At 58.3% G+C, this 19,897-nt stretch carries 17 protein-coding genes and 1 tRNA gene; 2 read left to right on the top strand and 16 right to left on the bottom strand.

The window, feature by feature from the left end; all coding sequences use genetic code 11:
* Window positions 1–1,341 carry a replicative DNA helicase gene (dnaB, locus tag H3T88_RS00430; RefSeq protein WP_033510868.1) on the bottom strand — a complete coding sequence of 447 codons (1,341 nt, stop codon included), beginning with the start codon at window positions 1,339–1,341 and terminating at the stop codon, window positions 1–3.
* 416 nt (window positions 1,342–1,757) lie between these two features.
* Here dnaB and H3T88_RS00425 point away from each other — a divergent pair, with 416 nt between their 5' ends.
* Window positions 1,758–3,149, top strand: a complete 1,392-nt coding sequence (locus H3T88_RS00425; protein ID WP_415873580.1) for an MATE family efflux transporter — start codon at window positions 1,758–1,760, stop codon at window positions 3,147–3,149.
* A gap of 116 nt (window positions 3,150–3,265) precedes the next feature.
* Here H3T88_RS00425 and H3T88_RS00420 read toward each other — a convergent pair whose 3' ends face one another.
* The 12 genes from H3T88_RS00420 to H3T88_RS08785 all read right to left on the bottom strand — a co-directional run bounded on the left by H3T88_RS00420 (window position 3,266) and on the right by H3T88_RS08785 (window position 14,922).
* Window positions 3,266–3,604 carry a P-II family nitrogen regulator gene (locus tag H3T88_RS00420; RefSeq protein ID WP_110417746.1) on the bottom strand — a complete coding sequence of 113 codons (339 nt, stop codon included), beginning with the start codon at window positions 3,602–3,604 and terminating at the stop codon, window positions 3,266–3,268.
* 17 nt (window positions 3,605–3,621) lie between these two features.
* A complete protein-coding gene (locus tag H3T88_RS00415) occupies window positions 3,622–4,887 on the bottom strand; it encodes an ammonium transporter (RefSeq protein WP_110417747.1) in 1,266 nt (421 codons plus the stop codon).
* A gap of 186 nt (window positions 4,888–5,073) precedes the next feature.
* Window positions 5,074–6,393 carry a signal recognition particle-docking protein FtsY gene (gene ftsY, locus H3T88_RS00410; protein ID WP_198203191.1) on the bottom strand — a complete coding sequence of 440 codons (1,320 nt, stop codon included), beginning with the start codon at window positions 6,391–6,393 and terminating at the stop codon, window positions 5,074–5,076.
* 49 nt (window positions 6,394–6,442) lie between these two features.
* A complete protein-coding gene (locus H3T88_RS00405; protein WP_198203190.1) occupies window positions 6,443–7,006 on the bottom strand; it encodes a hypothetical protein in 564 nt (187 codons plus the stop codon).
* Between the two features lie 225 nt (window positions 7,007–7,231).
* The gene (locus H3T88_RS00400; RefSeq protein WP_198203189.1) at window positions 7,232–7,963 is read right to left on the bottom strand and encodes an ABC transporter permease; all 732 of its coding nucleotides are present in this window, start codon (window positions 7,961–7,963) and stop codon (window positions 7,232–7,234) included.
* On the bottom strand, window positions 7,960–8,868 hold the full coding sequence (locus tag H3T88_RS00395; RefSeq protein ID WP_198203188.1) for an ABC transporter ATP-binding protein: 909 nt from the start codon (window positions 8,866–8,868) through the stop codon (window positions 7,960–7,962). Before H3T88_RS00395 ends, H3T88_RS00400 begins: the two co-directional genes overlap by 4 nt.
* A gap of 1,061 nt (window positions 8,869–9,929) precedes the next feature.
* On the bottom strand, window positions 9,930–10,493 hold the full coding sequence (locus tag H3T88_RS00390; RefSeq protein ID WP_198203187.1) for a GNAT family N-acetyltransferase: 564 nt from the start codon (window positions 10,491–10,493) through the stop codon (window positions 9,930–9,932).
* Between the two features lie 299 nt (window positions 10,494–10,792).
* Window positions 10,793–11,467: a response regulator gene (locus H3T88_RS00385; RefSeq protein WP_198203186.1), complete on the bottom strand. Its 675-nt coding sequence runs from the start codon at window positions 11,465–11,467 to the stop codon at window positions 10,793–10,795.
* The gene (locus H3T88_RS00380) at window positions 11,460–12,725 is read right to left on the bottom strand and encodes a sensor histidine kinase (protein ID WP_198203185.1); all 1,266 of its coding nucleotides are present in this window, start codon (window positions 12,723–12,725) and stop codon (window positions 11,460–11,462) included. Before H3T88_RS00380 ends, H3T88_RS00385 begins: the two co-directional genes overlap by 8 nt.
* 37 nt (window positions 12,726–12,762) lie before the next feature.
* Window positions 12,763–14,184: an FtsX-like permease family protein gene (locus H3T88_RS00375; RefSeq protein ID WP_198203184.1), complete on the bottom strand. Its 1,422-nt coding sequence runs from the start codon at window positions 14,182–14,184 to the stop codon at window positions 12,763–12,765.
* The gene (locus H3T88_RS08605; RefSeq protein WP_232347114.1) at window positions 14,184–14,435 is read right to left on the bottom strand and encodes a hypothetical protein; all 252 of its coding nucleotides are present in this window, start codon (window positions 14,433–14,435) and stop codon (window positions 14,184–14,186) included. Before H3T88_RS08605 ends, H3T88_RS00375 begins: the two co-directional genes overlap by 1 nt.
* Window positions 14,383–14,922 carry an ATP-binding cassette domain-containing protein gene (locus H3T88_RS08785; protein WP_232352154.1) on the bottom strand — a complete coding sequence of 180 codons (540 nt, stop codon included), beginning with the start codon at window positions 14,920–14,922 and terminating at the stop codon, window positions 14,383–14,385. The genes H3T88_RS08605 and H3T88_RS08785 overlap by 53 nt, the downstream gene beginning before the upstream one ends.
* 497 nt (window positions 14,923–15,419) lie before the next feature.
* Between H3T88_RS08785 and H3T88_RS00365 the strand changes: the two genes are divergently transcribed.
* Window positions 15,420–15,492, top strand: a tRNA-Lys gene (locus H3T88_RS00365).
* 108 nt (window positions 15,493–15,600) lie between these two features.
* Here the strand turns inward: H3T88_RS00365 and H3T88_RS08865 are convergent.
* The 3 genes from H3T88_RS08865 to H3T88_RS00350 form a co-directional block, all read right to left on the bottom strand.
* The gene (locus H3T88_RS08865) at window positions 15,601–15,906 is read right to left on the bottom strand and encodes a type II toxin-antitoxin system RelE/ParE family toxin (RefSeq protein ID WP_198203183.1); all 306 of its coding nucleotides are present in this window, start codon (window positions 15,904–15,906) and stop codon (window positions 15,601–15,603) included.
* Window positions 15,903–16,193, bottom strand: coding sequence for a type II toxin-antitoxin system RelB/DinJ family antitoxin (locus tag H3T88_RS00355; protein ID WP_232347038.1), 291 nt, complete (start codon window positions 16,191–16,193; stop codon window positions 15,903–15,905). Before H3T88_RS00355 ends, H3T88_RS08865 begins: the two co-directional genes overlap by 4 nt.
* A gap of 425 nt (window positions 16,194–16,618) precedes the next feature.
* On the bottom strand, window positions 16,619–19,657 hold the full coding sequence (locus H3T88_RS00350) for a cation-translocating P-type ATPase (RefSeq protein ID WP_415873722.1): 3,039 nt from the start codon (window positions 19,655–19,657) through the stop codon (window positions 16,619–16,621).
* Window positions 19,658–19,897 lie beyond the last annotated feature (240 nt).

The raw sequence follows: 19,897 nt of genomic DNA, 5'->3' as shown, positions 1-19,897 counted from the left end.
TCAGACCCCTCCCTGCTGGTAGTCCTGGGGCATGTCCTTGAACTTGGACTTCTCGCCCAGGAAGGCCAGCTTAAAGGTGTCGGTGGGGCCGTTGCGGTGCTTGGCCAGGATGATGTCGGCCTCGCCCGGACGGTCCTCCTTGTCGTAGAAGTCCGGTCGGTGGACCAGGAAGACCACGTCGGCATCCTGCTCGATGGAACCGGACTCGCGCAGGTCGGAGAGCATGGGCTTCTTGTCGTTGCGCATCTCAGGACCACGGTTGAGCTGGCTCAGCGCCACCACCGGAACCTCCAGCTCCTTGGCCAACAGCTTCAGTGCGCGCGAGAAGTCGGAGACCTCCTGCTGGCGGGATTCGACCCGCTTGCCCGAGGTCATCAGCTGCAGGTAGTCGATGACCACCAGCTTCAGATCGTTGGTCTGCTTGAGCCGGCGGCACTTGGCGCGGATCTCCATCAGGCTCATGTTGGGCGAATCGTCCAGGAAGAGCGGGGCGTCCTGGAGTCTGCTCCAGAAGGTGTTCAGGGTGTTCCAGCGCTCAGGGGTGATGTCGTCCGCCCGGCGCAGGGCCACCAGAGGAATGTCGGTCTCGGCCGAGATGATGCGCTGGGCCAGCTCGGTCTTGCTCATCTCCAGGGAGAAGACCACTGTGGTCATGTTGTTGTGGAGGGCTGCGGCGCGGGCGAAGTCGATGCCCAGGGTGGACTTGCCCATGGCCGGGCGGCCTGCCACCACAATCATCTGCCCGGGCTGCAGGCCCTGAGTCACGTCGTCGATGCTCTTGAAGCCGGTGGGCACGCCCCGCTCCATGTCGCCGTTCTGCAGCTTGTCCAGCTGATCCAGGGTGTCATGGACGACTGGACCGATGGCCTCGTAATCCTGGCGGACCCTGCCCACGCTCATCTCGTAGACCTCGGCCTGGGCCAGGTTGACGATGTCCTCGGCCTGGGAGCCCTCGGCCGAATAGCCCAGCTGGGCGATCTTGGTGCCGGCCGCAATCACATTGCGCAGGATGGCCCGCTGGTGGACGATTTCGGCATAGTAGGTGGCGTTGGCGGCAGTCGGAACCGAGGCCACCAGGGAGTGCAGATAGTCGGTGCCCCCCACCTTCTCCAGGTCGCCGGACTTGAGCAGCTCGTTGGCCACCAGGACCGCGTCCACCGGCTGGGAGGCCGAAAAGAGGGTGACGATGGCCTCGTAGATGGTCTGGTGCTTGGGCTGGTAGAAGTCGGATATCTCGATCATCTGGCTGACCTCGCCGATGGCATCCTTGCTCATGAGCATGCCGCCCAGCACGGCCATCTCCGCATCGTCGTCATGCGGGGGCACCCGGTCGAAAAGCATGTCGCGGCCGGTCTGGACATGATCGGTGGGACGCTGTTCGGGATGGGTGTAGTCGGTATAGTCGTCGGAAGCCATAGCCACGATTCTACGAAGAGGACCATCCTTGAAAGCCCTGAGAAACGGATTTCACCCAAGGCATTCACTAGGACGCGCCGACCGTACTGGACGGGGTACAAGGCTGCTCATGCATGTGTACAGAAAAATAAGTTATCCACATTCAAGGCGTGTCCTAGAGGACATGTGTGCAACTTATCCACCTCATGGGTATAACTCTGTGCAAAACTTGGGGACAGCCTGCCACATCATCAATCCGGCTTGCACTCAAGGCTGTTTGGTGATACGGCATCCACGACAGGGCGTCCACGGACTGGCTTTCCTGGATTGTGTCTTCAGTCCAGAGCATTAGCATGGCGTCCATGCGCAGCCACAGGAACATTCCCGAAACCAAGACCGGATCAATCACGCCGGAAGAACGGAGGGCGACCTACCGGACCATCGCTGGACTGGCCATACCCACCTTCGGCCAGCTGATTGCTTCCCCGCTCTTCGTCATGATCGACACCGCCATCGTGGGCCACATCAGCGACTCGGCCCTGGCCGGGCTCTCCATCGGATCCACTGTGGTGCTGACCACCGTGGGGCTCTGCATCTTCCTGGCCTACGGAACCACCTCCCAGGTGGCCCGGCTCATGGGCGCAGGCCGCCGCAGGGAGGGCATGCAGGCCGGCGTGGACGGCATGTGGCTGGCCTTCGTCATCGGCCTGGTCGTCTGCGCCGTTCTCCTGGCTTTAAGCCGACCCATCTGCAGCCTGATGGGAGCCCGTGGGCCGGTCCTGCAGGCGGCGCAGACCTACCTGAATGCCCTGGTCTTCGGCCTTCCGGCCATGCTCCTGGTCTACGCGGCCAACGGCATCTTCCGGGGATTGCAAAAGGTAAAGATCACCCTGGTGGCCGCCGTGTCGGGCGCCATCCTCAACACCACCCTTGAGATTCTGCTGGTCTTCGGCCTGCACATGGACATTCTGGGCTCGGGCCTGGCCACACTGATCGCCGAGTGGGCCATGGGGCTCTTCCTGACCATCCCCGCCCTGGTATGGGCCCGCCGGGAAGGCGCCCACCTGCGGCCCCGGCTCTCAGGCATGGCGGCCAGCATGGGCGATGGCTTCCCGCTCTTCCTGCGGACCCTGGCCCTGCGGGTCTGCCTCTTCATGACCGTGGTGGCTGCAGCCCACCTGGGCGAGCAGGTATTGGCTGCCTACCAGGGGGTCAACTCGGCCTGGAACTTCGGACTGAACATGCTGGATGCCGTGGGCATCGCCGGTCAGTCACTGGTAGCCACCGAACTGGGTGCCGGACAGCGGTCACGGGCACGGGTCATGACCGATCTGTCAGCCAAGGCCGGCATGGCCATGGGAGTGCTGGTCGGACTGGTCATGATCGCTCTGGGCCTCTTCGCCGCTCCACTGTTTAGTCCAACGCCCGCCATCAGGTCGCTGATCACCGTAGGGATGATCGTCCAAGGGGTCTTCATGCCCGTCGCCGGATGGATGTGGGCACTGGACGGGATTCTGATCGGGGCCGGGGACTATCGCTACCTGGCAGCCACCTGCTCCCTGACGGCTGTGATCTATGTGATCGGACTGCTGGGCATGACGACTCTGGCCATGAACTGGGCACCCACCTGGCGGATAGCCATGCTCTGGGCCGTCCTCAATGTCCTCTTCATCGGCGTCAGAGCCATCTGCAATGGCTTGAGAACACGCACCGATGTCTGGATGGGGACAATCGACCAGACCAGCCAAGCCTGAAGAGCCATAGAAAAAGCAGAACCCCACCGCCGGACCATGAAATAAGCCACAGCGGCGGGATCCTGCGAAACTGGTCAGTAGGAAGACGACCATAGGGACGGCAACATGCGGCTGCCTCAGATGGCGTCTACGCCTGTCTCCCCAGTACGAACCCTGATAACCGAGTCCAGGGTCTGCACCCAGACCTTGCCGTCACCCACGGTGTTGGTGGCAGCGGCCTGGACGATGGTGTCGACCAGCTCGTCGACCCGTTGATCCTCGGTCAGCACCTCCAGGCGCACCTTGGGAACCAGATCCACCTTGACAGTGCTGCCCCGGTAGACCTCCTTATGGCCGCCTTGCCGACCATAGCCCTGGGCTGACGAGACGGTCATGCCGTGCACGCCGACCTCACTCAGGGCCTGTTTAATCTGATCCAGCCGCCCAGGCTGAATGATGGCGGTAATGAGTTTCATGCTGCCTTCCTTTCTGATCAGTTCAGAATGGATCCGAAGTCGTAGGCGCTCTCACCCTGATCGCTCTGATCGACGCCGATGACCTCCTGATCCTTGCTGACCCGCCAACCAATGGTCTTCTCCAGTGCAAAGGCGATCACACCAGTGACTACCGCTGCGTAGATGATCGCAATCACCGCGACCAGGAACTGAACCAGCAGCTGCCGGAAATTGCCGCCGGCCAGGAAGCCCGTGCCGGTACCAAAGAAGCCTATCAGGACAGTGCCCAAGAAACCACCCACACCGTGGATGCCTACCACATCCAAGGAGTCGTCATAGGCGAAACGGAACTTGAGCCCGCAGGCCAGGCAGCAGACGAAACCAGCCAAGAGGCCGATGACCATGGCCCAGAGCGGGGAAACCACGTCGGCTGCCGGAGTGATGGCCACCAGACCGGCGACCATGCCGGATGCGGCACCCATGGCGGTGTAGTGCCCGCTGCGAATCCGTTCAGTAAAGAGCCAGCCCAAGGTGGCGCCGCTGGCGGCTATGGTCGTGGAAACCCAGGCATATCCAGCCGTGCCGTTGGCGGCGAAGGCAGACCCGGCATTGAAGCCGAACCAGCCGAACCAGAGCAGGAAGGCACCCAGCATGACCATAGGCACATTGTGGGGGCGTATTGACTCCTTGGGGAAGCCGATTCGCCTGCCGATGATGAGCACAATGACCAGGGCTGCCACTGCAGCGTTGATGTGAATGACCGTACCGCCTGCGAAGTCGTGCGCCTGAGCTCCGATGGCGTTGGAGATGGGTCCATCGGCAGCCAAAAGCCCGTGATTCCAGACCATGTGGGCCATGGGCGCGTAATCCAAGGTGATCCAGAGGGCCACGAAGATCATCCAGGTGCTGATCTTGACTCGCTCTGCCAGGGCTCCAGAGATCAGAGCCACGCAGATCATGGCGAAGGCGGCCTGGAAGGCGATGTCTATCGTATGCGGGTAGGCAGCGTTTGCAGAATCAAGCGAGGTGAAGACCCCATCCTTGGCTGTGACCGTGTCCTTGAGCAGGAAACCGGTGATAGGGTCGCCGAAGACACCTCCGATATCCTTGCCTGCAAAGGAAATCGACCATCCCCAGAGGGTCCAAATGAACCCGGTCACAGCAATGGCCAGCGTGGACATCATCATCATGTTGAGCACAGCCTTGGCTCGGACCATACCCCCATAGAAGAAAGCCACTGCTGGAGTCATCAGGAAAACCAAGGATGCCGCTATCAGCATCCAGGCAGCATTTCCAGAATCCATGCCTACACCTCTCTTTTCCCCATCCGGGCGAGCAATCCCCGATAAAGGGGACTCCCCTCCGGACAGCCTACGTCAGATTCTCTTCCACTTCCCGATTCATCAAACAGGAAGAGGATGACGGTCAGGTCACCGTCGCATTACCTCCGGGTGACTATTGGATGACCACCTTATGACCAACGGACCGGACTACTCGTCTCCCAGAATGCCGTCGACAAAGGACTCGGGGTCGAAAACGGCCAGATCGTCAGGGCCCTCACCCAGCCCGACCAGCTTGACTGGCACACCCAGCTCCCGCTGGACAGATATGACAATGCCACCCTTGGCCGAGCCGTCCAGTTTGGTCAGGACTATGCCCGTGACCCCGATGGCCTGGGCGAAGACCTGGGCCTGGATCATCCCGTTCTGCCCGGTGGTGGCATCCAAAACCAGTAGGACCTCGTCCACGGGCAGGTTCTTCTCAACCACCCGCCGGATCTTGCCCAGCTGATCCATCAGGTTGGCCTTGTTCTGCAGACGTCCGGCTGTGTCCACGATGAGGACATCTGCATGTTCGTTTTTGGCCCGTTCCGCGGCTTCGAAGGCCACCGAGGCCGGGTCAGCACCGTCACGGTCGCTGCGGACCACGGGCACACCCACCTCGCCGCCCCAGGTTTCAAGCTGGTCAGCGGCGGCGGCACGGAAGGTATCGGCGGCACCCATGACCACTGACTTGCCATCGGCCACGAAAAGCCTGGCCAGCTTGCCCGCCGTGGTGGTCTTGCCGGTGCCGTTGACGCCCACCATAATAATGACCGACGGCCTGTTGGCCTGGGGTCGGGCAGCCACAAGAGTTCGGTCCATATTGGGATCGACCAGATCGATCAGGCGCTGACGAAGGCCACGACGCACTGCTGCAGGATCCTTCTGCCCTGTGATCCGAGCATCGTCACGCAATTGCTTCACCAGCTGTTCGCTGGCCTCGGTACCCACATCCGCCATGAGCAGGGTGTCTTCCACATCCTCCCAGTCAGACTCGCTCAGATGATCCTTGGTCAGAATGGCAAAGAGGGCCTTGCCAAAGGGGTTGGGACTCTTGGCCAGTCTGGCCTTGAGTCTGGTCATACGGGATGCAGATGCCTCCGGGTGAGCCAGCTCCTCCTGCGCTGACGGTGCTTCCTGGTCGGCCGAGGAAGACTGAATGGATGCCTTTGAATCAACTGCGCCGGAACCCATAGAAGCGTCTGGATTTGGGGATGCACCCGATGCAGACGAGGCAGATTGGATTGCCTGGCCATCCGACGAAGATTTTCGGGAAGCGCCAGGTTGGCTTTCAGCTTGACTCTTTGCCGCAGAAGCCGCCGATTTCGGGGACAAAGAGGATCTACCGTCACCAGGCTCTTCCGCCCTGCCAGAGCGCGCGGAATCCCCCTGGGACCGGCGTTTGCGGACCGCCACCAGGATGCCGACCACCGCCAGCACCAGGACGATCAACACCGCGATAAGAATAAGGATCTGCTGTGTTGTCATAGGTACCAGCCTAAAGGCGAAAAGGGACACGAACGGTCATCAAGAGCGGTCACTTTCCGCTCGGATGACTCTTTCCCGTCTGTGAACCGTTCTTGACTGCAGGCATGATGTCGGAGGTGGTGGGCTGAGGCTCCCACCCCTGCGGACGCGAAGGCTCAGGGCTGGATGATCGCAGGGTGGAGTTCCTGGGGGCTGGAGGCCCAGAGGCCGCGGAAGCCGACTGCATGGCATTATTCTTCTGTCTCGGATTGACCGATGATGAAGAATCGCTGCTTGGTGGCGGAGGCACATTGATCTCGTCTGTGGAATCGGAGGCCAGCATACCCCGAACCTCCACCACGGAGGATGCATTGACATAGACCGGATAGGGATGTGCGCGGTCTTCAGCGGTTGGCGCATCCTCGCCCGAACCAGGGGCGAAAGACAGGTGCCCTCCTGCTATACGTGGCAGTTTATTCTCTCGTTCCTGCTGACGGCGGGCGGCCCGACGTACACGCTCATCCAGAGACTGGGAGAAGGCACGGTCCTGGGACTCACCAAGCGCCAAGCGCATGACAAATACGATGAATGCCGCAACCACCAGCACCCATACCAGGACAATCAGCCAGACCATACCTGCCATTCTCTCAGAAGAACCCCTCAGACGCGCTAAGACACGAGGAATCTATCGGTCTCTTTCACACTGGCAGGTCAGCAGATGCTCAGGACCCCTCTTACACCCAAGGCAGTCGCAGGCAAGTAGGAAGACTATTGCAGGAATTACGCTCAGCAAGGTCCGCAACTACCATTCGAGAAATCTCCTGCAATGGCGACAAAAGATGCATAGCCATCAAAAGTATCATTTCCAGCGAAATCCGTAGATGGAAACAAGCCCTGAGGCAATGCAGCCCACGGCCAGGTAGAGGATCCCGAGCCAGGCATGAGGCCAGGTGCCCGATCCGATCAGCATCATCGATAAGGCCTCCCGCATGTGATATAGGGGCGCATACGGGGCGATGGTCTGCACCCAGGACGGCAGCATATTGACAGGCATCATAGCTCCGCCAATGAAGCCCAGGGGCAGAATAATGATGTTCGCAAGGATGGATACCCCGGCGATTGAGTAAATTATCATGGCGATGATGACACCCAGGAAAAAGAACAAGAGGTAGCCTAGGACCAGGGGAAGCAATCCCGACAAAAATGTCGGTTTCAGCACCATTCCCATAATCATTCCCAAGACGACAAGCACTACAGCTTGAGCCAGAAGAACGACGATACCCACAACAGCTTGGGAGAGGATAATCACATTCCAGGATAGAGGAAAATTGCGAACCGTCTGCAGCATGCCATTCTCACGCCAGAGGGCAAGGTGCGAAGCACCCGCAAAAATACCCACGTAGGCCGCACCAAACGCAATGACATTGGCGCTGATTTGACTGGCAATATCAACTCCAGGAACGTAGCTCTTAAAAGACAGGACCAGGACCAGCAACAAGGCTATAGGAAAGAGAAAGGTGAAAACCAAAGTGGACCAGTCACGAATATCGTAGTGGAACATCAACTTGAATAGAGTTTTGAAGCTGTTCATTTGACGTTCTCCTTTTCGAGAAGGCGAAGGTAGACATCCTCCAGACGCCCATCCTTGACTTGCGCCTGGCTTGTATTGATCCCGGAATCAACCAATTTCGCGAAAGTAACTCCGGTATCCCTGGTGCGAACTGTCAGACCGTCGGGTGTGGTTTTTACATAGTCAGCTCCCATGAGACGGGCTACATGATCGGCCTGATCCAAGGCATTTGGAAGAAGAATGGTCGATTCCATCTCTGCTTGCGCAATAAGCTTGCTGGGACTGGCTGTTACGAGAATATGCTTATCCGCCAAGATCGAAACCACGCTGCACAACCGCTCCGCCTCATCCAGATGGTGCGTCGTATAAAGAACCGTGGCGGCCAATTGCTGATTCGATTTGAGCAGGCTCACAAGGTCATGACGTGACTCAGGGTCGAGGGCAGCAGTGGGTTCATCCAGAAAGAGCAGCCGAGGATGATGGATGACAGCCGTGGCGATGGCCAGTCTCTGCTGTTCACCGCCTGACAATGATTCAACCTTGTTGGATGCCACATGATCCAGTTTCAATGCATCAATAAGATCGTTCACACGCGACCTGGGCACCTGGTAGATATCCGCCACTGCAGTAAGATGCTCAAGGAGCGTCGTTTTGGGGAAGAAGGACGACTTTTGAGGCTGGATGCCTATTTGGCGAAGCAAGGCCAGGTTTCGTGGATAGGGCGTCTTGCCCAGAACAGAGACCGTTCCCTCAACCGGTTTTTGCAGTCCTTCCAAGACGGTGAACAAGGTTGTCTTTCCAGCGCCATTTGGCCCGATGACCCCATGGAAGGCCCCTTCTTCAACCTCCAATGAAAGATGAGAGAGAATCGTTTTGTTCTTTATTCGAACAGTAAGGTTCGATACGCTTACTTCGATATTGCCCATTCCAGAGCCTTTCAGCGTCAATACTGATGTGGTAAAGCGCGGGTTGTGTCGTCTATTGCTGCTTGTCTATTCATGACTATTTCAATTTGCTGAGTCTGCGCAGGTGGAGGAAAGAATCAGTCCAAATTCCGGCCCAGCATAGTATGGTGATTTTGGCTCCGATGGTCTTTCCCATGAGACCATCTGCTTCAACTACGATAGCTTATTAATCCATATTCTTTCCTCACCCATGAGCCCAGAATTTCAGGCATTTTCTAATAAAATACAAGCTGGATCAGACATAAAACCGCCACCGTCCCACAAATTATGGCATCCAAGAGCACGTACTGGCAAACACTGATTCCACTACTGGTTTACCTGCAGCTGGAACAGCATATTCCCATTTATCAAGCGGGCCGCCAAGGGGCGGACGGGTACATCTACTTTGTTCCCAATCGGCACTTTGGTAAGAGAAGCCATACCAGTATCAGCAAAAGCGGATATTGAGAAAAGTGCGATGCTTGTTCCCCCGGCTCATGCTCACCAGTGGGGAGGTTGACCGCCGACAACAGTAGACCGCGCGAACGAACAGCGACGGCGATGATGCGAAACTCTGCAAGTTATCGACGGAACCCACTATTTCGCCCTTTTCGCGTATTGGCTATCTCGAATGATGCTGGCCTTCACCGTTTCGCCGCCAGTCTCTTACCATCATGAAGACAATCATCATTAGCCAAGCTACTGGGTATGTGCATGAACCCCAGAACTGTGAACCGGTGGCAAACGATATAACATGGGCGAGAATTAATGCAAGGGCAAAAAACCTGACAGCAATGACTTGCGGCTTATCGGATGGTTTCTGTGTCGAAGCTGTTTGTCTCATGGCGGTTCCTTTGCCGTCGTACATAATGCACGGAATGTGCATAAAAACAAAATATACACTAACCGGCATTCGCTCAAAATAAGCTTAAAATAAGTTCGCGTTCTGGATGCGCATATACGTCATAGCCGGAGAAAATCATTGCAGAGAGCCTAGCCAGGAAGCAATTACATGAAAGCTGCTTTTGCATCCAAGATTGCGTTTACCGATCTGTTCGTTTCGTAGACAAATCAATCCAATACCGTTCTACTGGCTGACTAGATCTGCTGGGGAGCACATTCTCCAGTTGCCCGCCACGCGAAAGGATGGTCCGGCGGCTGGCCAGATTCGACGGGGAACAAGTAATCAGGACCCTACTCATGCCCAGAGTGGCAGCTTGTCGAAGACATTCATCCAGCATCAGCCCGGCATAGCCCAGCCGGCGACAATCCGGACGAACTGAATAGCCGATGTTGCCGCCCACTCGCAGAAGCGCCTGCGTAAGCTGCAACCTCAGCTGAATCATCCCCACCAGTTTGCCGCTGGGGTCCATGGCGGCGAACTGCAGAGCTGGCACAAACCCCGGCGGCAGATCATCACCACGCGCCTGACGAGCCACCTCCGGCAGACCAAACCGACGAACCTCATCCAGGCTGTGGCAGCCCTCCAAGGGGCCGAGACCAGCCGCTTCATCCTGAGGCTGAGAACGGCAGGCCTGCAGATATTCCCAGATCATTTCGGCATCCACCGCCCCCGGCCGGTCCAACCTCACCAGATGGATTCTCATGGTCCACCTCCTCTGTCGAGTGCTTGACCACCACTTTGTGTTTCAGCTTACCTGAGCAGCATTCAACGGAACTGGGGTTTTCAAAGAGGACAAGCGCCACAGGGACATCGCGCACATGGGTGAATAGTCGGAACTCAATACAGCAAGAATCACAATGTTCAACAAGGTTCTTCCAAACTTAAGTTCTGTTCTTCAGTTCCCAGCTTCAGCTTCATCAGGTCAACGAAAGCGTAGCTCTGGAATCTATTGTTCTTTCTGCTTTTCTCCTCGCGATGCCCTGAACAACTGATCAGGGATCGTCAGTCAGACATTCCGGCCTGAAACCATGTGATGACGATTTGTGTACGGTCTCGCAGGCCGGTCTTGTCAAGTATGCGACTTACGTAGCGCCGGATGGAGGTGATTTCGAGAGTGAGACGCTGGGCTATTTCCTGATTGGACAGCCCCTGAGCAATGAGCCCGGCTATCTCGTACTCCCTGGGGGTCAACTTATCCAGCTGCTGCCGGGCCTGCGGGTCACTTACCTTATGCCGTGCATATGCTCTGTCACGGTTGATGAGCTCTGCTGTGATACGGGGGGTGAGCACTGCGTCACCATCGGCCACTGCGTGAATGGCTCGATGCAGGTCTCTGGTGGATACGTCTTTGAGAAGAAATCCATAAGCTCCTGCGTGCAGACCAGTGAAGGCATAATCGTCTTCGTCATAGGTGGTCAGAATCAGCGTACGAATGTCGGGGAACTCCTTGGCAATGACCGCAGTGGCACTGATGCCGTCCATCACCGGCATGCGAACGTCCATGAGGATTACCCGAGGAAGTGGCTGGACGGCTGCTTTCATCTCCCGAAGCATGGTCACTGCCTCCTGACCGTTGGAGGCTTGTCTGACGACCTGTAAATCGTGGTCGGCCTCGATCATGCGTACCAACCCCTTGCGGAGGAGCGCAAGGTCATCGACCAGCATCAGGTCAATCATGGGCGCTGCACCCTTTCTCGCTGGTGCCAGGCAGGATGGCTTCTACCGTCCATCCCCCGTTCTCGCTCGGTCCGCAACTCAGGCTCCCTCCCATCAGTCGGCATTGCTCGCCAATCTGTTTCAGGCCCACTCCTGGATGGTCATGAATGGCCGGTTTCCGATCGCCCGAGGCTTGTCGATGTGCATTCCCATGCCCATCGTCGCGGATGCTGATTCGGAGGGTGCCGCCCTGCTCATAGTCGCGGGAGATGACGATGGTGCTCGGGTCTGAAGCGTGCCGGAGCGTGTTGGTGATTGCCTCCCTGCTGATGATGAAGCAGAGGTTGTCCTGTCTGCGATCCTGCCGCTGATGCCCTGTTTCGGTAGACACGACAGCCAGACCAGCCGCGCGGGCATGGGCGATCACGGTGTCGAGTTCGTCGAGCGTGTGCAGCCTGGAACCAAACCTGCGCCCATCATCATCGGACTCTTCAGGTAGCGCATCATGCTCTTGGACAAGGGTACGGACGGCTTGTCGGGTGTCGGCCAACCCATCCCTGGCCACTTGATTGATGTCCTTAAGCACCTCCTGCAGCTCCTCGGTCTCAACCGAGTCAGCGAATCCCTGGGTCAGGGCAATGATTGTGGTGAGGTCATGGCCCACGCTATCGTGCAACTCACCTGCCACCTGGGCACGTGATATGGCCTGATCCCTTTGCCTGGCAAGCATCTCAGAGCGGATGCGCTCCCGCTCCTCATGCTGCTGCGTCTCGCGTCGAATCCGGTAGGACCTGACAGCTATGGCAGCGGCTACGACAGCCATGATGACAGCCATCCTGGCCGACCATTCCAGAAAGAGCATGTGCCCGGCATGCATGCTGACGGTGACCAGACTGACGGCCGCGACTGCATCACCCACGCCTGCCGCACTCTTGGGTACCGGTGATAGGCAGACGCAGAAATAAAGAGCGCCTACCAAGGGTATCAGGAAGCTATCGTCCGAGGTGGCAAATGACAGACCGACGTACGTCAGAGTCTCCATGGTCGTGATGAGCAGGGGAAGCTGCCTGCTCCAGTACAGCAGGCAGGAGCACAGGAATCCGATCAGACCGATGGCCGTCTTCCAAACGGGCAAAGGAATGTTCTCGGCCCAGGCTGGAGGAAACGTAGGGGCACTGACATAGAGAATCGTATACACCAGGCTCAGCAGAGGCGCGGCAAATCTGGTCAAGCGCTGATTGCTCAACAACTCGAAGAGGTTGGTTACTATGCCCTTCATCGCGCCACCTCACGCCGCATGCCGAGGATGCCCAGGTTCATTCGCCAGTGTACTGTGCTATCACATCGGCAGGGGAACGACCTGCTGATTTGTGCACCGTGGCCCACGAAGCCAGTGATGCCGCCGAAGTCAGCAGCAGGTACACCAGCGCCCAGTGAGTCCAAGGTATACCGATGCTGGCAGCGCCAAATACCTTGCGAAATCCGGCAGCGTAAGCAATGACCGGCAAGATGCTGGAGGTGAAGGATATCAGCACGGCGGTGGTTGCCATGATGAACCCTTCAAGGGCGGACATGATTTCAAGTTGATTCGGGTCTGCGCCAGCAATCGAGATGAGGGACAGATCCAGGCTTCGACCGTGTGCTGAGATCAGGTATCCTGCGCATACTCCAGCCAGCGTGACGACCAGTGCGGGGCCCAGAAGGGTAATGAGCATGGAGAAGTCGGAGCTGCTGACATCCAGGTTGGGAGGCAGCAAGCGACTGGATTCGGCGCTGGTCTGGTAGAAGGAATCCGTCATCATCAGCAATGAAACCCCCACAACCAGCGGTATGACTGTGGAGCTGAGGCTGCGCATGCGGGCGCTGGCTTGCCGGCAAGCGATCAGCCATGAGGGGCTGTGAAGAGCGACGAGCCTGGTCCAGCCGCTGGTGAACGCACCCAGCAGGGAGGGACCCGCCAAACAGATTACGGCCAGCAGGAGCATGAAGCCGAAAGTGCTGCCCATAGCGATAGGCAGGATGGGTGCCGCGGTGTGCAAACGGACCAGTTGCTCACCAGGAATGGTCCGCGCTTGCACAATCGGCATCAGCATGACTGCCAAGGCTGCCAGCAAACACAAGGCAGCGGCGATACGACGAGCAAAACCTGCTGTTTTTGGGGGGATGATTGCGGCCCGCAGGGATTCCACCGGACTGATCCTGCTAATGGTCCGGATGGTCAGCAGCGTGCCGATCAAAGCCACCAATACCCCGCACGAGATTCCTATCGCCCAGGAAGCCAGCTGGTGACTGGCGATGAAAGGCTGCCTGCCGATTAGGAACTGGGAAGTCTCCCATGCATAGAGGGGACGGGCCAGCAGAAAAGAGGCCGCCAGCGAGACCACACTGGCCACGAGCGCCAAGATGAATACGCGCATACAGGTCAGCGAGTTCAGTTGCCAGGGCGTGGCGCCTTGCAATGCTAACAGGGCAAGGTTGCGTCTGCGCTGGTTGATCACCGACGAAACGACCTGCAGAACGATCAATACTGCGGCAACGAGCAGTGCGACAAAGGGAATCATCAAGTTTTGGTAGGCGGTGCGACCTTGCTCGGCCTTGCCGGGAAGGTCGCCCAGGGCCTTGGCTGAAGAGAGCATCATGGCAAGCAGGCCGACCGTGGTTTGCGAGGCGATCAGTACGAGCACTACGCCAGACCAGGCCAAGGGGGCATCCTTGAAATCGCGCAGAAGAAATCGCATCAGATGCCCGCTTTCGGCACAGGAACCTTGTCGGCTGTGGCTATGCGACCGTCGCACAGATGCACCAGAATGTTGCAGCGGGAGGCGACTTCCGGACTATGGGTGACCATAATCACTGCATGGCCCTGTCGACCGGCAAAGGCGGCGAGCTCATTGACGACCGCGTTACCGGTCTCCCGGTCAAGGGCGCCAGTAGGCTCATCGGCGAAGATGATGTCTGGATCCGAAAGCAGCGCACGGGCCAGAGCCACACGCTGCTGCTCGCCCCCCTGACAGGAGGGTCACATTGGCCTTGAGTAGCCCCCTGATGCCGAGTCTGTCCAGCAGCTTGAACGCCCGATCCTCCGGCCAGCGAGTCTTGCGCAGAATGAAGGGCAGTTTGAGGTTGTCCTCCACACTCATCGAAAGCACCAGATTATAGGACTGGAAAACGAAGCCCAGGTGCGCACGGCGGAATCGCGCCGACGCTGCAGGCCCCATGGCAGAGATGCGCTGACCCAGGACTCCCACTTGGCCCGAGCTGATGGACTCGAGACCAGCCAGGCAGTAGAGCAGGGTCGATTTGCCGCTACCCGATGGCCCTACAATCCCGGTCATGGCTCTCCAGGAAGCGGTGAACTCCACATTGTTTAAGAGAGTTATGATCTCCGCTTTCCTGGGTGAAACCTGCTTGCACAGACCAGATGCATGGATGGGGAAGGGCTCGCCCTGGCCGGAAGGATCGACAGTATGCTTCATGGCAGTATCCAGTGCTTGCAAACGGGTGAATGCCAGTATGAGCCTGTAATGCTCTGTGCGTGCAGCGATGCGTATTGAGCCGGTTGTTTCATCGGAGCTCCCTCCCTCAGCGCACTTGCGAGGACAAGAGATCGCCTCGCAGAGATGATTCTTTCAATCCGAGTACAGGGAATCAACGTCGGCCGCCACTTCGCCATCTGCAGATGGCAAAACAGGGCCCGACTCACTGCGCAACGGATAGGAAGCAGCTTTACTCTTTGGTAGAAGCTTTGGTATACAGGTTCATTTATTGTCCGGCACGGATTCCGTCGCACAAGTTCAGTGCCTGTCCACCACCCGCCCTCTACGCATCTCAACAATCTTCCTAAGCGGCGGAGGGCAGCGCTTCATATTGATATTCTTCATTGATCTGTACAGATTCTTAGTCATGCTTCGCCTGAGAACCGGCTTGCCGAGAACTGGAAAAATCCAGACCAAACATGTAGTGTTGAGCTGTTGCCCCTCTGGCTCAATGGTTAGAGCAGCGTCCTTTTAAGTCGTGGGTTGTGGGTTCGAGTCCCACGGGGGGCACTTTGGATCACCGATTATTTAATACCAGCCACTATGCTCCGCACAGATCATCTGCCTGCGCAACAGTGAGCCAGCTTCCTGATACAACTTTGATCTATTTACCGAATCTCAATATCTACCGCGCCTACCCAACACCTGATCGTGGGAACCTAGTCGCAAAATATAGGCAGCGTCGCCCTCCCTATGCCACACCAGCAGCAGATTTCCAGCATTGTCCACATGACACTCATACACAGCCGCATAACCTTGCAGCATATGCATCCGATGATGCGCCTTCAATGTCTGGAGCGACGCTTCGGAATTCTCTGCTATCAGATCTAGCACCTCCTCGACCGGCTCTAACGAGACGTGCCTGCGAGCCATGCGTTTCAGGTCTCTCGTAAAAGCACCAGTGGGCACCAGCGCAAGCCTCATCGATCCGCGCCAGCAGCTGCTAGCACGCCATCCACCAGGTCCTTTCCTGTGGCGTACCCCTTAGTCTTCCCCCTCATGGCCAGACGGCGCGATTCCTCCAAGGCCTCCTCAGTTTCGGCAGGTAGATCCAAGCTGAAGTCCAAGGGGATCCGCTGCTCCCGAATGATCTGCTTGTAAAAGGCTCTGGTGACCGTAGTCATATCCAGACCAAGCTCCTTCACGATATGATCCACCTGTTGCTTGTCCGCATCGGATATACGCACCGTAACCTGAGACATCTTCTCCATCGGAGCCCACCTTCCTTGTTGTCTGTAATTTTGCATTAAAGTGCAAAATTACAGCAGATATCTTACTTTAATGCAAAATTGCAGTGCATGGTAATGCATCAATGCGCATAGCTGACAGCAATAGCATGTGCCCATTGCTTCATGCTGCGCTGGGCGATTCCGACTACTCATGCTTCCAAGCCATCTTGGACGAAGTGGTCCTCTATGGAAGCGTTACCGAGTGGTCTTCTGCTACAACCAAAGTCGCCCGAACGAGAATGATGCCGGACACGGATGCACTCACCCCCTCCCCGCCTAGCAACAACAGCCTTGGCTCCACACAGCTGATCCACAATGGTTTTGCGGAAGATGAAGTAGGGCGCAAACTGTGTCCTCACTTAATGCGGCGACAGCGAGTGTGGTCGCCGCATCAGGAAGAAGCGATGTTATGCCCGTACCTGTCCGACCACCAAGTTGAACAGCTTGCGCAGTTCCGAAGCCACTAGAACCAGGGAGGCCAGGGCGATGCACTCCAGCCATGCTTGGGGTTGGAGGGGGACGGTGCCGAAGGCCTCGCCCAGGAAGGGCACGTAGATCACCAGGAGCTGCAGCATTATGGAGACGCCTATGGCGCCCCAGAGCCAGGGATTGCTGAAGAGCCCCTGGAAGGCCGACTTGCGGGAGGAGCGGGAGGCCAGGGCGTTGAAGAGCTGGGCGAATACCAGGATGGTGAAGCCCATGGTCCGCGCCTCCCTGATCTGTGCCTCGTGGCCGATCGCCTGGACGGACCTGTCGGTGAAGAGGCCGCCGCTTAGGTGCATATCCATGCCGATCAGGGTGACCGCAGCCATGACCAGGCCAATGTAGATGATGTCAACCCACATGTCCCGGTCGATCACCCGGTCGTTGACGGAACGGGGCGGGCGATCCATCAGATCGTCGGTCTGCGGGTCCACACCCATCGCCAGCGCGGGGGCCGCATCGGTCAGCAGGTTGATCCAGAGCAGCTGGGTGGCCAGCAGCGGCACGGTCACACCCGCCATGCCGGGCTGCGATATGCCCAGAAGCCCTGCAAAGACCACTCCACCGAAGACCGTGAAGACCTCTCCCATGTTGGAGCTGAGCAGGTAGCGCAGGAACTTGCGGATGTTGTCGAATATGCCCCGGCCCTCTTGCACAGCCTGGACGATGGTTGCGAAATTGTCGTCCGCCAGAATCATCTTGGCTGATTCCTTGGTGACCTCGGTCCCGGTGATGCCCATGGCCACGCCTATGTCCGCAGTCTTGACAGCGGGGGCATCGTTGACGCCGTCGCCGGTCATGGCCACGACCTTGCCCTGGTCCTGGAGCGATTCGACGATCTTCAGCTTGTGCTCGGGGGCCACGCGGGCGTAGACGGAGACCTTGGAGGTGGTCTCCCGAAGCTGGTCCGAGTCCATGGCATCCAGCTGCTCGCCGGTGCAGGCCGGCTGTCCGGGCTTGATGATGCCCAGGTCCCCTGCGATTCTGGCTGCAGTAAGCGGATGGTCGCCGGTGATCATGATCGTTCTGATGCCGGCCTTGTGAGCCTGATCCACCGCATGGCGGACCTCAGTGCGGGGCGGGTCAATGATGCCGACCATGCCCGTCCAGATCAGATTGCTCTCCAGTCGGGTGCTTTCCTGGATCACCTTGTCGGCAGACAAGCGAATTGCAGGAGCATGCTGAGACTTTTCAGGCAACCGGTCCGTCTGATCCGTCCCGACCGTGCTTGACGGCCACTCCCCCGCGTCAGCTTCGGCCAGCGCCGACAGCTCCTGGTCGGATACAGGCCGGAAAGCCTGTCCCAAGGTCCTGTAGGCATCCGCCGAGAGACTGCTGACCTGAGCAAGTATCCTTTCCCGATCGGCACTGGTCATAGGTCTGACCTGGCCGCCATCGAGAATCCGGTCGCATCGGCCAAGCAGCACGTCGGGAGCGCCCTTGCAGAAGAGACGTGATTCCCTTTCGTTGTCATCATTCGGGGCAGCCAGAACCGACATGAGCTTGCGCTCGGACGTGAAAGGAATCTCGGCCAGACGACGGTAGCTATCAGCCTTGGCATCAGCGCCGACTTTACGGGCGGCAACAATCAGCGAAACCTCCGTGGGATCGCCGACGCTCTGCCAGTGACCCTGCCCGGATCCAGACTGGGCCTGGGAATCAGGTTCGGCCTCGACCGGCTGCCAATGCAGGTCTCCGTCGTTGGCGATGGCCCCGACCATCAGGGTCTCTTCCACTGCCTCAGCCAGAGATGAACCAATGGTATCTGTCAGTTGTTGATCATCTGACCCACTGGCCTCGAACGGCTGCATGGTTCCCTCCGGAGCGTACCCGGTGCCAGTGAGCCTGACCTGCCCCGAGGGGACGACCACCCGTTCAACGGTCATTTCATTGCGTGTAAGAGTTCCTGTCTTGTCGGAGCAGATGACTGATGCCGATCCCAGGGTCTCCACCGAGCTGAGCTTCTTGACGATGGCATGATGCTTGGCCATGCGCTGCACGCCCAGGGCGAGAACCACAGTCAGGATGGCCGTCAGCCCCTCCGGCACAGCAGCTACGGCCAGAGATACGGCCATGAGCAGGGAATCAATCAGATCCTGGGTTGTCTGAAAGCCTTCCATCAGGGCCAAAGCAGCCAAAACCAGGGCGGCAATCAAGCAGACGGCCAGTCCGAGGAGCTTGGAGACGCGGGCCATCTCCTTCTGTAGGGGCGTGGGTTCCTCCTGGGTATCAGCCAGCATGTCGGCGATCTTCCCGACCTGGGTGTCCATACCAGTAGAGGTGACGATCATGCGCCCGTTCCCCTGGGTCACTGCGGTGCCGTTGAAGACCATGTTGGTTCTGTCACCCAGAGCCTTGGGCTGGTCAAGCCGACCGGGCCGCTTGCCCACCGGCAGCGACTCGCCGGTCAGCGATGCCTCGGCCACGCGCAGACCCGCGGCCTGGAACAGTCTTCCGTCGGCGCCGACCGAATCGCCTTCAGCCAGGACTACTACATCACCAGGCACGATCCTGCTGGTCTCCAGGCTGACCACCCGGCCGCATCGCAGCACCGAGGCGTGCGGGGCCGTCATGCTCGCCAGAGCATCCACAGCCCGCTCGGCCTTAGCCTCCTGAGCGTACCCCAGGGCGGCATTAAGGATGAGGATGATCATGATGACGATGGCATCAAAGGGCAGGGGCTCCCCGCCTCCTGATGCCGGATGTGAGCGTTCCACCACCCAGGGCACCAACGAAATGGCCGTGGCTGCCAGAAGCAGATAGACCAAGGGGTCCTTGAACTGTTGAAGGAATTCCCTCCATGCAGGAACGGGAGGCGCTCCAGCCAGCTCATTAGGACCGAACCTGTCCAGCCGACGCGCCGCCTCGGCCTCATCCAGGCCCCGGTCGGGGTCCACATTCAGAGCAAGGGCAACCTGATCGACACCTACTATAGAAGGGTCCTTGAGGACGGGGCCATTCACTCTGCGCCTCTGCTCATGGCCCTGCCCTGCAGTCGGGATCACGCCGGTATCTGTCGATTTCTCATGCTTGGGATCGCTGGTCAACCCAGTCATGCCACTCTCCTGCTTATGCCACGGAGTAGTCAACGCTTCAGAGGCCCGTTGGAAGAAATCAGAGGCGGCCAGACCAAAACGCTGCGTGGATGCTTGCCAAGTTGAACCAATAATATACATAAACACGGCCGAAGTCGTCAAGGCCTT

Origin of the sequence: Bifidobacterium sp. W8110, from assembly GCF_016101375.1 — a bacterium.
Classification (GTDB): Bacteria; Actinomycetota; Actinomycetes; order Actinomycetales; family Bifidobacteriaceae; genus Bombiscardovia; species Bombiscardovia asteroides.
This window is presented reverse-complemented; position numbering and strand designations above follow the sequence as displayed.